Genomic DNA, 12,563 nt, shown 5'->3' with positions numbered 1-12,563 from the left:
GGCATGACCGGATTCCCGACCCTGCTCCAGGTCGTGCTGGACGGCCCCGACGCCCGCAAGCTGGCCGAGTTCTACCGCAAGCTGTTCGGCCTGCTGTACCGGCCGGGCGACGAGCCGCCGGCGGCCGGTGAGCCGGACGAGCGCGGGCAGGACTGGCTGGTGCTGCAGAACCCCTCCGGCGGCCTGCAGCTCGCTTTCCAGCAGAACCCCTCGCTCGTACGCACGACGTGGCCGGATCCGGCCGTGCCCATGCAGCTGCACCTGGACACGACCGTCGAGTCGGTGGCGCAGCTCGACGCCCAGCACGAGCGGGCGCTGGCGCTGGGCGCGAGCGTGCTCTACGACCGCAGCGACGACCCGGAGGAGCCGCTGCGCGTCTACGCCGACCCGGCCGGGCACCCGTTCTGCATCTTCGTCGCGTAGCCGGCGCTCTCAGTCCCGCCGGCTCCACCGCCAGCCCAGCTCCTCGACCGTGGGCGGGAGACCGGGCAGCTCGCCGCCCGCGCGCAACCCGTCCAGCAGCATCGTCACGTACCGCCGGCGCAGCTCCTTGGTGCGAGCGGCGTCGGGCACGCGCACGGCCGCGCACATCTCCAGCAGCATGGTGATGTCGGCCGGCACCGCACCCGCCCGCATCCGCGGCCGGGCCCGCTCGAACAGCGCGGTGGCCAGCTCGTTGGCCCGGGCCGCGTCGGCGTCCATCGCCGGGCTGGGCGGGAACGTGCCGGCCAGGTGCACGGTCAGCGAGTGCACGTCGGCGTCGACCACGCCGCGTACGAACATCTCGAACGCCGCCCAGTCGTCGGGCTCGGCCGCGGCCCGCTCGGCCTCGGCGATGAACCACTGCAGACCGTCGTGGCACAGCGTGCGCAGCAGGTCCTCCTTGCCCGCGTACCGGCGGTAGAGCGCGCTGATGCCGACGCCGGCCCGCTCGGCCACCGCCGAGATCGGCGCCCGCTTGTCGGCCAGGAACACCTCCCGCGCCGCGGTCAGGATCGCCTCGTTGTTGCGCTCGGCCTGCCGGGCCCGTCCCGCTTGCGTCATGCGGCCAGATTAACAGTGGAACGGATCATTCCGCTCTGCTACAGTAACGGGAACGAAGCATTCCGTTCCGCTGTCGAGGGAGCCGACAATGTCCGAGATCCGCCCCTTCCGCATCGACATCCCGCAGGCCGACGTCGACGACCTGCGGGACCGCCTGGCCCGTACGCGCTGGGGCAGCGAGATCCCCGGCCAGGGCTGGCGCCGCGGCGTCCCGGTGGCCTACCTGCGGGAGCTGGCCCGCTACTGGGAGCGGGAGTTCGACTGGCGCGCCGCCGAGGCCCGGCTCAACGAGCTGCCGCAGTTCGTGACCACCGTCGACGGCCAGGACATCCACTTCGCCCACGTCCGGTCGGGCAACCCGGCCGCCGTCCCGCTGCTGATCAGCCACGACTGGCCCGGCTCGTTCGCCCTCTACCTGCCGGTCGTCGAGGCCCTGCGTCCCGACTTCCACCTGGTGCTGGTCAGCAACCCCGGCGTGGCGTTCTCCGGCCCGCTGACCTCGGCCGGGTGGAACACGTCGCGCACGGCGACGGCCCTCAACGAGCTGATGGCCCGGCTCGGCTACGAGCGGTACGGCGTGCAGGGCACCGGCGGCGGGGCCGCGATCGCCGTCGAGATGGGCCGGCAGCAGCCGGAGAAGGTGGTCGGCGTGCACGTCAACGGCCACATCACGTTCCCGTCCGGCGACCCGTCCGACTTCGCGGGACTGACCGAGGCCGAGCAGGAGCGCCTGCAGCGTCTCCAGGAGTTCCGCGACGACAAGATGGGCTTCAACGTCATCCAGTCGACCCGCCCGCAGACCCTGGCGTTCGGCCTGCACGACTCGCCGGCCGGTCAGCTGGCCTGGATCGTCGAGAAGTTCCAGGAGTGGACCGACCCGGCGGCGGCGCTGCCCGAGGACGCGGTCGGCCGCGACCTGCTGCTGACCAACGTGAGCCTGTACTGGTTCACCGGCACCGCGGGCTCGTCGGCGAACCTGTACTGGGAGGCGGCGCACGACCCGGCGGCGTGGGCGCCGAAGGAGAAGTCGCCGGTCCCGCTGGGCGTCGCGCTCGGGGTCACCGACATCACGATCCGCCGCTTCGCGGAGCGGGACACGACGGTCACCCACTGGACCGAGCTTCCGGCGGGCGGCAACTTCCTCTCCGCCGAGGAGCCCAAGTTGTACGCCGACGACGTGCGCGCCTTCTTCACCGCTCACTAGATTCGTCCGGGCGCGAGCGATGCGTTTCGCGGGTGCCGCCGGTCTGTCCCGGTGTGGAACACACCGACTCGACGCTCGTCGCCGCCCGGGCCGCCGCGGTTCTCGGGGTGGCCGGTTCGGCCGGCCACCTCGCGCTGGCCGGGGAGCACGCCCGGCACGCACCGGTCGTGACGGCCGGCATGCTGCTGCTCGCGCTGGTCTGCCTACGCTGCAGCGTCCACCTGTGGCGCCGCCCGGCCGCCCCCGCCGCCTGGCGGGACCTGCTGGTCCTGGCCGCGGTGATGACCGGCGTGCATCTGCTGACCGGCATGGGCGTGCCGGCCGGCCCGCACTCGCCCGGCGGCCTGCACCTACCGGCCGGCCTCCTGCTGCCGACCGGCCTGCACTTGCCGGCCGGCGCTCCGGCCGCCGTCCTGCTGGCCGTGCCGGCCGCACAGCTGGCGCTCGCCGCCGTGTCGTTCCTCGGCCGTGCCGCCGCCCGTGCGCGGTCGTCTCGCGAGTCGCCTCAGGAGGCCGCGAATCTGCAGTTCCCCGGCCCGGCGCAGAAGAAATAACTGGAGGCGATCGTCCCCATCGGAAAACGGCCGTAACCATCGGCCGTGAAGGTTCCGCTCACCGCGTTGTAATAGCGCCCACCGATGGATTCGTTCTCCCAGCGCCACCCCGGCGTCGAGAGACGCGGAACAGTCGGCGCCCCGGATTCGCAGCCCGCGGCCGCGCCGTTGGCCGCCCTCTCGGCCGTACCGTTGGCCCCCGTCTCGGCCGCGCCGTTGGCCGCCCCCTCGGCCGGCTCTTCGTCCGTCCGGTAGCCGTTCCCGTGCCGGCAGACGATCGCCGCGTCGTCGAGCGCGACCGGCGGCCCCGACCGCGGGACGACGGTGGTGCGCCACTGCGACCCGAGCCCGCCGAGGTTGGTGCGCAGGACGACGTCGAACCGCCCGATGACCTCCCGGCCGTGCCCGAACGCGACGCCGCCCCAGGTGACGTCCACATAGGAGCTCATGCGCCGGTGGCAGACGCCGTCGTCACACCGATCGGAAAGGCCCGTCCCGCCCGGCGCGGCGATCGTCTCACCGGAGGTGCGACCTTTGATGTCGACCGTCGTCAGCCCGTCGGGCGCGCAGACCCACCGCCGCGCCTGCCGGCTGCGTGCCTCGGCGATGCAGCCGGCCAGCGCCCGCCCGCCGGCACCCGACGGCGACACATCCACCCGGCCGGCTGCGCGCGCCGTCTGCCCTCGCCCCGCGCGTCCCGGCGTCACCTCTCCTTGCGCCACGCGTCTCGGCGCCACCTGCCCTCGCCCCGCGCGTCCCGGCGCCACCTCTCCTTGCGCCACGCGTCCCGGCGCCGCCTGCCCTGGTGCCACCTCTTCTTGCGCGGCGCGTCCCTGCGCCGGGTTGCTACGTGCAAGCCCGGCGGTCCCCGGAATGGCGGCCAGCCCGCGGGCTTGGGCGGCGGCCGCGTGGGCCGCTCCGTCCTCTTCTCGCCCGCGGACCGGGATGGCGGCCGCTCGGGTGGCGCCGCTCGCTGCTTGCCCGCTCCCGGTTTGCGGGTGCGCCGCTTGCGCAGTGTCGGTGGCGCTGTGGGCGGTGCCGGCGGCGGTGTGGCTGGCGCCGGTGGCGGTGTGGGCGGTGCCGGCGGCGGTGTGGCTGGCGCCGGCGGCGGTGTGGGCGGTGTCGGTGGCGGTGTGGGCGGTGCCGGCGGCGGTGTGGCCGGCGCTGTGGGCGGTGTGGCCGGCGCTGGCGGCGGTGTGGGCGGCGATGGCGTCGGCGTGTGTCGAAATGGCGGTGCACGGAAATGCGAGGAAGCCGCACACGGCGGCCACCAGCACATGACGTTTCCTCATCTATTTCCCCCGCGAAATAGAATGCAATGGCGTCCGCGCGCCATTCTAGGCGCGGACGCGCCGAGGAATTGTCAGTGATTTTCCACCGGGGCTGTCGGAATGGTGTGGGCGAGCGCCGCGGCGGCCGCCGCCCGGTGCACGGAGCGGGCCTTCGCGGCCTGGTGGCGGCCCATCAGCACGGCCAGCAGCACGCCGGCGAAGGCCATGACGGCCATCAGGATCGCGGAGCGGGAGAGGCTGGCGGCCAGTGACTCCGACGGGGTGAAGCCGTCGGCTTTGTGAGAAGCGGTCGCGGCCGCGTAGACGGTCGCGGTGGCGGCGGTGGCCAGTGAGCCGCCCACGTAGCGGGCCATGTTGGAGATGCCGGAGGCCTGGCCGACCTCCTCGGGACGCACGGCGGAGGTCGACGCCGAGGACGCCGGGCCGTTGGCGAGGCCGAGGCCGATCGCCATCACGACCAGGGGGACGACGAACATCCCGTACGCCCAGTCGGCCTTGACGAAACCCAGCGCGCCGAAGCCGATCGCCGAGAGCAGGAAGCCGAGCGCGACCGCCTGGCGTGAGCCGATCTTGACCGCGACGGGGGTGATGAGCGGGGTTATGGCGATCATGACGGCGACGGCGGGCAAGGTCGCGAGCCCGGCCTCGAGGGCGGTCATGCCGAAGCCGTCCGGGTCCTGGAAGTACAGGCTCAGGACGTACATCAGGCCGTTGATCGTGCCCGCGACCAGCAGGATCGCCAGGGTGGCGCCGACCAGGACGCGGTTGCGCAGCAGCGCGAGGTCGACCAGCGGGGCCGAGACGCGCTTCTCGGCCAGCACGAAGCCGACCACGCCGAGCGCCGCGATCACGAAGCAGCCGAGGGTCGCGAGCGACGCCCAGCCCCAGTCGCCGCCCTCGCTGAGCGCCAGCACCAGCGGCACCAGGATGACGGCGATCAGGATCGTGCCGGCCCAGTCGATCGAGCGCGGCCGGTTGGGGTCGCTCGACTCGGCCACCATGAGCAGGGTGATCGGGATGCAGGCGGCGGCGATGACCGCGTCGATCCAGAACAGGCCCTGCCAGCCGGTCGCGCCGACCAGCAGGCCGCCGATCAGCGGACCGGCCGCGCCGCCGGCGGCCGACGCCGCGCCCCAGAGCGTGACCGCCTTCATCTGGCCGGCGCCGGCCGAGTCGACCGACAGCAGGCTCATCCCGCAGGCCAGGATCGTCGAGCCGGCGGCGCCCTGGATCATCCGGCCCGCGATCACGCCGAAGCCCTGCTGGGACAGGGCGATCAGCACGCAGGAGGCGACGAACAGCAGCAGGCCGCCGAGGAACACCTTACGGCGGCCGAAGACGTCGCCGAGCGCGCCCGAGGTCACGATCACCGCGGCGCCGACCAGCATGTAGCCGGTCACCGCCCACTGCAGCGTCGACACCGGCGAGCCGGTGTCCTCGCTGATCGCCGGGAGCAGGATCGTCACCGCGGACGTGTTCGCGTTCACCACCAGGGTGGAGATGCACGCGGCGAGCAGCACGCCGAGGCCGGCGGCCTTGTCTTCCACGACCTTGACGGCGCGACCGTTCTGCGAGGACATGCGTGGCCTCCATCGACGAACCTTTTCGCCAGTCTCGGCAGCGGAGCCGTCCGGACACATCGCCCGGCACGGATGATGACCGAGGCCGGGACCGGGCCGAAGACTGATCCACGTGACCGACGCGGCCGTGACGACCCGGAGCCGCTGGATCTCGCTGGCCGCCATCTGCACCGCGGCCGGGCTGGTCTGGCTGGCGTTCGCCGACCTCGGCGTGGCCATCCCGACCATGGCCGAGAAGCTGGACGCCGACCTGTCCGCCCTGCAGTGGGCCAACAACGCGTTCAGCCTGGTCACCGGCGCCCTGGTGATCGCGGCCGGCAAGTTCGGCGACATCTTCGGCCGCCGCCGCATGCTGGAGCTGGGCGTGCTGCTGTTCGCCGGGTTCTCGATCGTGGCCGCGCTCGCCCCGAACGTCGAGCTGCTGATCACCGGCCGGGCCCTGATGGGCGTCGGCGCCGCGCTGATCCTGCCGGCCACCCTCGCGCTGATCCCGGCCGAGTTCACCGGCCCGGCCGAGCTGACCGCGTTCGGCGTCTGGCAGGCGGTCGCCTGGGGCGGGCAGGCCGTGGGGCCGGCCATCGGCGGCGTGCTCACCGACACCCTGGGCTGGCCCTGGCTGTTCTGGATCAACGTGCCGCTCGGCATCGCGACCGTCCTCGTCCTGCGTGCGAAGACCCCGGAGTCGCGCGACGAGCAGGCGTCGCGGCGCATCGACTGGCTCGGCCTGGCCACGATCGGGCTGGCCATCTTCGCGCTGATGTTCGCGCTGACCGACGGCCCGGCCCTGGGCTGGGGCGACCCGCTGATCGTCGGCCTGCTCGTCGCGTTCGTGCTGCTGGTCCTGGCCTGGTGGGCGATCGAGCGGCGCAGCGCCGACCCGCTGGTCAACCTGAGCCTGTTCAAGCTGCGCGCCTACGACGGCGCCCTGATCGCCAACCTGGTGATGAACCTGGCCTTCGGCGGGCTCAGCTACCTGCTCGTGCTGTGGCTGCAGAACGTGCGAGGGTACGGCCCGATCGAGGCCGGCCTGCTGATGCTCCCGTCCACGCTGGGCATCTTCGCCCTCATCCCGCAGGGGTCGCGGCTGGAGTCGCGGCGGGGCGGCCGGATGCCCGTACTGCTGGGTTTGCTCGTCCTCGCTCTCGGTTTCGGGGTCCTCGGGTTCCTCACCGTCGGGACGTCGCTGTGGCTGATCGGGGTGGCGCTGCTGGTCATCGGCGTCGGGCTGGGCGTGCTGTCGACCCCGATCTCGGACACCGCGGTCGGCGAGGTGCCGATCGACCTGGCCGGCTCGGCGGCCGGCGTGTTCAAGATGTCGAGCATGGTCGGAGGTGCCCTCGGCATCGCCGTGCTCAGCGCCCTGACCCGTGGCTTCGCGTCCGGGCCGACCGGCGACGCGCTGCGCGGGGCCGGACTGTCCGCCGCCGACATCGAGACCGCGAAGAACGCGCTGGTCGGCTCCTCCTCGTTCGACCAGGCGATCGCGTCGCTGCCGCCCGACCTCGGCCGCGCGGTGACCGGCGCGGTGGCGGCCGGCTTCACCAGCGGCATCGCCGACGCCCTGCTCGTGACCGGCGGGGTCGTCCTCGCCGCCCTGATCGCCGTCCGGCTGGTCTGGCCCGGCGGCCGCCAACCGAAGGGAGACTCCGGTGCTTGACGACGAGGTGCTCCGCGGCCGGATCAAGTCGCTGATGCCGAAGGCGAAGGACGACCTGGCCGCCATGGTCGCGTACAAGTCGGTGCACGACGCCAAGCAGTTCCCGCCAAGCGAGTGCGACGGCATGGTCGATTGGCTGCTCGGCACGTTCCGCGGCCTCGGGTTCGACGACGTCGACGCGTACGAGACGCCGGACGGCAGCAAGGCCGTCTGCGGCTCCCGCCCGGGCCCGGCCGGCGCGCCCACCGTGCTGCTGTACTTCCACCACGACGTGCAGCCGCCGCTCGACGACGCGGCCTGGCAGACGCCGGTCTGGGAGCTCACCGAGCGGGACGGACGCTGGTACGGCCGCGGCGCCGCCGACTGCAAGGGCAACATCGTCACCCACCTGACCGCGCTGCGGGCGCTCGGCGACGACCTGCCGGTCACCGTGAAGATCGTCGGGGAGGGCTCGGAGGAGCAGGGCACGGGCGGGCTCGAGGCGTTCGTGCCGGCCCACGCCGACCTGCTGCGGGCCGACGCGATCCTGGTCTGCGACGCCGGGAACTTCGCGGTCGGGCAGCCGGCGGTCACCAGCACGCTGCGAGGCCTGGCGAACGTGGTGGTCAGCGTGGACACGATGGCCGGGCCGATGCACTCGGGCATGTTCGGGGGCGCGGCACCGGACGCGCTGGCGGCGCTGATCCACATGCTCGCGACGCTGCGCGACGAGAAGGGCAACACGACCGTACGGGGTCTCGACGCCACCCAGACCTGGCCGGGCGCCGACTACCCGGTCGACCAGTTCCGCACCGACGCGAGCGTGCTGGACGGGGTCGACCTGCTCGGCGACGGCCGGGTCTCGGACCTGGTCTGGGCGCGTCCCGCGGTGACGGTCCTCGGCATCGACTGCCCGCCGGTGGTCGGCTCGTCGGCCGCCATCCAGCCGCACGCCCGGGCCCGGATCAACCTCCGCGTGCCGCCGGGGATGAACGCCAGGCACGCGCAGGACGCCCTCATCGCCCACCTCGAGCAGGTCGCGCCCTGGAACGCCCGGGTGACCGTCGAGCGCGAGGCCGACGGCGAGCCGTTCAGCGGATCCACCAGCGGGCCGGCCTACGACACTCTCACCGCAGCGATGCATGCCGCGTACGGCCGGAACGCGCTCGTGGAGGGGCAGGGCGGCTCGATCCCGCTCTGCAACGTCTTCCAGGACACCTTTCCGTCGGCCGAGATCATGCTGATGGGCGTCGAGGAGCCGCGCTGCCTGATCCACGCGCCGAACGAGAGCGTCGACCCGTCCGAGATCGAGCACATGGCGCTGGTGGAGGCGCTGTTCCTGCGGGACTATGCGGGAAGCCGGCGCTGACCACGCCCACCCGGGCGGTTCGGCGGACGAACGCGCCCTGCTGCGGTTCCTGCTGTTCCTCGGCAGCGGGATGACGGCGGCGGGGGAGGCCGTCAACGAGATCCAGGACCATCTGATCGAGGTGTCGGCGGCTTACGGACAGCCGCACGTGCGGGTGGCGGTCTTCCCGACGTACCTGGAGATCGCTCTGGAACCGGGACGCGCGGCAACGCTCGAACCCACCCGTCAGCTCCGCGGTCTGTTGCGGCTGGACCAGACGGCGGCGCTGTACGAGCTGCTGCGCGAGGCCAGGACCGGGACGGTGGCGCCGGAGGAGGGCAGCAGGCGGGTCCTGGAGATCGTCGACATGAAGCCGCGCTTCGGCCGGTGGGTGACCGTGCTCGGGCACGCGGTGCTCACCGCCGGCATCTGCCTGGTGCTGCAGCCGACCTGGGGCGACATGGTGCTGGCCTTCCTGTTCGGACTGCTCGTGGGCGGGCTGAAGCTGGTCGGCGGGCGATGGCCGAGCGTCCAGCTGATCATGCCGGTCACCGTGGCGTTCGTCGTCGCGTCGGTGACGTTCCTGCTGGCCGGGCCGGGGTGGGCGGACGCCGATCTGCGGGCGATGATCGCGCCGCTGGTGACGTTCCTGCCCGGGGCGGCGCTGACGATGTCGGTGGTCGAGCTGTCGGCGGGGGAGATGATCACCGGAGCCAGCCGGTTGGTCTCCGGGGCGCTGCAGCTGATGTTGCTGGCGTTCGGCATCACGGCCGCCACCCAGGTCGTGCACGTGCCGGCCGCCGAGCAGCTGATCGACAGCCCGCAGAACCTGATCGGCTGGTGGGCGCCGTGGCTGGGGGTCCTGGTGGTGGGGGCCGGCACGTACCTCTACTACTCGGCGCCGCACCGGTCGCTGCCGTGGTTGCTGCTCGTCCTGGGCGCGGCGTGGATCGGCCAGTATCTGGGCAACTCGATCTTCGGGGGCTATCTGAGCGGCTTCTTCGGCGCGCTGGCGATGACGCCGGTGGCGTACTTCGTGGAGCGGCGGCCGTCGGGGCCGCCGGCGCTGGTCTCGTTCCTGCCCGCGTTCTGGCTGCTGGTGCCCGGTGCTCTCGGCCTGATCGGCATCACCGAGTATCTCGACCGGGACTCGCTGGCCGCGGCCGAGGACCTGCTCGGCACCGTCTGGTCGATGATCGCGATCGCGCTCGGGGTCCTGTGCGGCTACCCGGTCTATCGATCGCTGGCACGGTCGCTCGGGTGGATCACGCGGCCGGTCGCCGATCGGGCCGGGTGAGGGCCGGGGGTGGCCGGGATGGGATGATCCGGCCGTGGGGAACCTGCGTCTGCGGCCACTGGAGCTCGAGGACTGGCCGGCCGTCCATGACTGGGCCCGCCTCCTCGACAGCTGCCGCTACCAGGCCTGGGGTCCCAACTCCGAGGCGGAGACCCAGTCGTACGTCCGGGAAGCCGCCCGCCTCTGGCACCAGCACCCGCAGAGCAGCTTCCCGCACGCCGTGGTCGCCGACGAGGACGAGCGGAGCACCGTGGTCGGGGTGGCGGACCTGCACCTGCGCGGCGACGCCGTCGGCGAGATCGGGTACGGCATCCACCCGCGTCTCTGGGGCCGGGGCTACGGGACGGCCGCCGCCCGGCTCCTGCTCGGGCTGGCGTTCCGCGAGCACGGGCTGCACCGCGTCTACGCGACCTGCGACCCCCGCAACACGGCGTCGGCCAGGGTGCTGCGCAAGGCCGGCATGACGTACGAGGGACGGATGCGCGAGACGGTTCTCATCCGGGACGGGTGGCGGGACTCGGAGCTGTACGCGATCCTCGACCGGGAGTTCAAGGCATAGGGGTTCGCCCACCCAGCGCGCTCGTCATCCGGTCGGCGTAGCGCTCGGCGATGGCGATGCTCTCGAGCGCGAGGATGCGCCGGTCGCCGGGGCTGACGCGGCCGGGGGCGGTCAGCCGGTTCCGGATCTCCCGCATCGCCGCCAGGTGGTCGTCCAGCAGCGTCAACACGTAGGCGGAGAGGTCGGCCTCGACGACCGGACCGGCTTCGAGCGTCATCGGTGGCTCCCCGGTGTGGAATGGGATGGCCGCGTGAGCGGCTGCGCTCCCATCTTTTCTGCAAGACCTCGTGATCTCAGCCTTCTTGAGGAAGCAACCACTCACCTCCTTCCCGGGGGGTGATTTCGCGAAGTAGGGTGGTCCGGCGGCTGAACGCACGGTGACGAAGGGTGACCCGATGCGCGCCTCAGTGCTGGAAGTGCGGACGAGCGCCGACGGGAGCGTGGTGATCGCTCCGCACGGCGTGGTGGGCCTGGACAAGGCGGTCGAGCTGCGGCAGGTCCTGGTGCACACGGTGCGGCGTGTGCGGCCGTTGCGCCTGATCGTCGACCTGGCCGATGTGCCCGAGCTGGACCCGATAAACGTCGGCTCGGTTGCGGCCGCGTGCGACCTGGGCGACGACCATCAGGTGGCCGTTTTCGTGCACATCCGCTGCCGGTCCTGGCCGAGCAACTGACCGCGGCCGGCGTTCCGCATCAGCGGCTCCGCCATTCCGTCGACTGATTCCTGACGCCGGTTCCCGCGGCCGGCGAATGGCGGTGGACCGTTTCCGGAGTCGCCGGGCTCGGTCAGCTGCGGGGCGTCTCACCGGCCGGCAATGAATCACCCTTCCGGGGTCGGCGGGACACTCGACCGGGTGACCGGGTGACCGGGTGACCGGGTGACCGGGTGACCGGGTGACCGAGCGACCGAGCGGTAGGCCGATAGGGCGACGCCCGGCGGGCTCGGGGCCGTGCCGGGCATCGCGGGTGTGGGCCGGGCGCCGTGGGTCTCGATCGGCGCCCGGCGGCGTAGGTCTAGTTGGTGGTGTCGAGCAGCTGCTTGGCGCGCTCCGGCCAGGAGGCGACGCCGGGCGCCGAGCGGACCCCGGCCGACGCCAGCGCCGCGCGCAGGCCGGCCTCGTCGGAGTCGGCGAGCTTGCGGTAGGTCGTGATCCCCGCGGTGGTGAGGGCCGCCGCCATCTTGGGGCCGATGCCGGCGATCTTCGTGAGGTTGTCGACCTGGGTGACCGCGGTCGGCGAGCCGTCCTCGACCGCGACAGGCTCGACAGCGACGGCAACCGGCTCCGGGACGGCGACCGGCTTTGTCGCGATCTCCGGCTCGGCGGCGGCAACGGGCTCGGCCGCGGCGGTCTCGGGCTCGGCGGCAGCGGTCTGGGGCTCGGCGGCAGCGGCGGCGACCGGGTCGGGCTCGGCCACGACGACCGGCTCGGGCTCCGTGGCGGCGATCGCCTCGGCGGCCGCGACCGTCTCCGTCTCCTTCGTGGCGGCCGGCTCGGTGGCGGCGGGCTCGGCGGTGGGCGCGGCCTCGGTGACCGGCTCGGCGACGACGATCACCGGCTCGACCTCGACCGCGACCGGCGACGCTTCGGCGGGATCGGCGGGATCGGCGGCCGCGGCGGCCAGCGGCTCGGCGTGGATCGGCTCGGCGTGGACCGGCTCGGCAACAGGCTCGTCGACGGCGGGTGCGGTCTCGACCGGCTCGGTCTCGGCGGCGGCGGGGGCGGCGGCGGGGGCGGTCTCGACCGGCTCGCTGTCGGCGGCGGGCGTGTCTTCGTCGGCCTCCGGAGTGGACTGCGTGGCGCTCTCAGCGGCGGTCGACTCGGACTCGGCGGCCGGCTGGGTGACGGCAGTCGTGGCGGTGGCTTCGGCGTCGGGGGCGGCGGTCGTGGCGGTGGCTGCGGCGTCGGGGGCGGCGGTCGGGGCGGTGGCTGCGGCGGCGGTCGGGGTGGGCTGTGACTCGGTGGCGCGGCGTCCCCGCAACAGCCACCCACCGATCAGGCCGATCACGACCCCGAGAATCAGATAAAGGAACGAAGCCATAAAGGGCCT

Annotated in this window: 13 protein-coding genes; 8 read left to right on the top strand and 5 right to left on the bottom strand. The window is 73.0% G+C overall.

Features of this window, described 5'->3' with window-relative positions:
- Nucleotides 1-3: 3 nt before the first annotated feature.
- Nucleotides 4-423 carry a VOC family protein gene (locus ACQP2F_RS25110; protein ID WP_433291297.1) on the top strand — a complete coding sequence of 140 codons (420 nt, stop codon included), beginning with the start codon at nt 4-6 and terminating at the stop codon, nt 421-423.
- A 9-nt stretch (nt 424-432) separates the two neighbouring features.
- On the opposite strand, the gene ACQP2F_RS25105 is transcribed toward ACQP2F_RS25110, so the two are convergent.
- Nucleotides 433-1,044, bottom strand: a complete 612-nt coding sequence (locus tag ACQP2F_RS25105) for a TetR/AcrR family transcriptional regulator (protein WP_433291295.1) — start codon at nt 1,042-1,044, stop codon at nt 433-435.
- An 88-nt stretch (nt 1,045-1,132) separates the two neighbouring features.
- On the opposite strand from ACQP2F_RS25105, the gene ACQP2F_RS25100 reads away from it, so the two are divergent.
- Together ACQP2F_RS25100 and ACQP2F_RS25095 are read left to right on the top strand one after the other, a co-directional pair.
- Nucleotides 1,133-2,248 (top strand): epoxide hydrolase family protein, encoded by a 1,116-nt coding sequence (locus ACQP2F_RS25100; RefSeq protein ID WP_433291293.1) that lies wholly within the window; start codon nt 1,133-1,135, stop codon nt 2,246-2,248.
- Nucleotides 2,249-2,301: 53 nt separating this feature from the next.
- Nucleotides 2,302-2,802, top strand: a complete 501-nt coding sequence (locus ACQP2F_RS25095) for a hypothetical protein (protein ID WP_433291290.1) — start codon at nt 2,302-2,304, stop codon at nt 2,800-2,802.
- On the opposite strand, the gene ACQP2F_RS25090 is transcribed toward ACQP2F_RS25095, so the two are convergent.
- Both ACQP2F_RS25090 and ACQP2F_RS25085 read right to left on the bottom strand, forming a co-directional pair.
- Nucleotides 2,754-4,079: a hypothetical protein gene (locus ACQP2F_RS25090; protein ID WP_433291288.1), complete on the bottom strand. Its 1,326-nt coding sequence runs from the start codon at nt 4,077-4,079 to the stop codon at nt 2,754-2,756. The genes ACQP2F_RS25095 and ACQP2F_RS25090 overlap by 49 nt on opposite strands.
- Before the next feature lie 86 nt (nt 4,080-4,165).
- Nucleotides 4,166-5,674 carry an MFS transporter gene (locus ACQP2F_RS25085; RefSeq protein ID WP_433291286.1) on the bottom strand — a complete coding sequence of 503 codons (1,509 nt, stop codon included), beginning with the start codon at nt 5,672-5,674 and terminating at the stop codon, nt 4,166-4,168.
- 112 nt (nt 5,675-5,786) lie between these two features.
- Between ACQP2F_RS25085 and ACQP2F_RS25080 the strand changes: the two genes are divergently transcribed.
- The 4 genes from ACQP2F_RS25080 to ACQP2F_RS25065 are packed head-to-tail and all read left to right on the top strand — an operon-like array spanning nt 5,787 to nt 10,514.
- Entirely contained in the window at nt 5,787-7,331 is a 1,545-nt protein-coding gene (locus ACQP2F_RS25080) for an MFS transporter (protein ID WP_433291283.1), read from the top strand.
- Nucleotides 7,324-8,679, top strand: a complete 1,356-nt coding sequence (locus ACQP2F_RS25075) for a dipeptidase (RefSeq protein WP_433291281.1) — start codon at nt 7,324-7,326, stop codon at nt 8,677-8,679. The genes ACQP2F_RS25080 and ACQP2F_RS25075 overlap by 8 nt, the downstream gene beginning before the upstream one ends.
- Entirely contained in the window at nt 8,660-9,955 is a 1,296-nt protein-coding gene (locus ACQP2F_RS25070; protein WP_433291278.1) for a threonine/serine ThrE exporter family protein, read from the top strand. The genes ACQP2F_RS25075 and ACQP2F_RS25070 overlap by 20 nt, the downstream gene beginning before the upstream one ends.
- Nucleotides 9,956-9,989: 34 nt before the next feature.
- Nucleotides 9,990-10,514 (top strand): GNAT family N-acetyltransferase, encoded by a 525-nt coding sequence (locus tag ACQP2F_RS25065; protein ID WP_433291276.1) that lies wholly within the window; start codon nt 9,990-9,992, stop codon nt 10,512-10,514.
- On the opposite strand, the gene ACQP2F_RS25060 is transcribed toward ACQP2F_RS25065, so the two are convergent.
- Nucleotides 10,504-10,731, bottom strand: coding sequence for a hypothetical protein (locus ACQP2F_RS25060; RefSeq protein WP_433291274.1), 228 nt, complete (start codon nt 10,729-10,731; stop codon nt 10,504-10,506). The two genes, ACQP2F_RS25065 and ACQP2F_RS25060, sit on opposite strands and share 11 nt — an antisense overlap.
- 178 nt (nt 10,732-10,909) lie before the next feature.
- On the opposite strand from ACQP2F_RS25060, the gene ACQP2F_RS25055 reads away from it, so the two are divergent.
- Nucleotides 10,910-11,188, top strand: a complete 279-nt coding sequence (locus tag ACQP2F_RS25055; protein ID WP_433291272.1) for a hypothetical protein — start codon at nt 10,910-10,912, stop codon at nt 11,186-11,188.
- 340 nt (nt 11,189-11,528) lie between these two features.
- On the opposite strand, the gene ACQP2F_RS25050 is transcribed toward ACQP2F_RS25055, so the two are convergent.
- The gene (locus ACQP2F_RS25050; RefSeq protein WP_433291269.1) at nt 11,529-12,554 is read right to left on the bottom strand and encodes a helix-hairpin-helix domain-containing protein; all 1,026 of its coding nucleotides are present in this window, start codon (nt 12,552-12,554) and stop codon (nt 11,529-11,531) included.
- Nucleotides 12,555-12,563 lie beyond the last annotated feature (9 nt).

The organism is Actinoplanes sp. CA-030573, from assembly GCF_050951115.1.
Lineage (GTDB): Bacteria > Actinomycetota > Actinomycetes > Mycobacteriales > Micromonosporaceae > Actinoplanes.
Note: the sequence above shows the minus strand (reverse complement) of the source record. Positions and strands in the feature narration are given on the sequence as shown.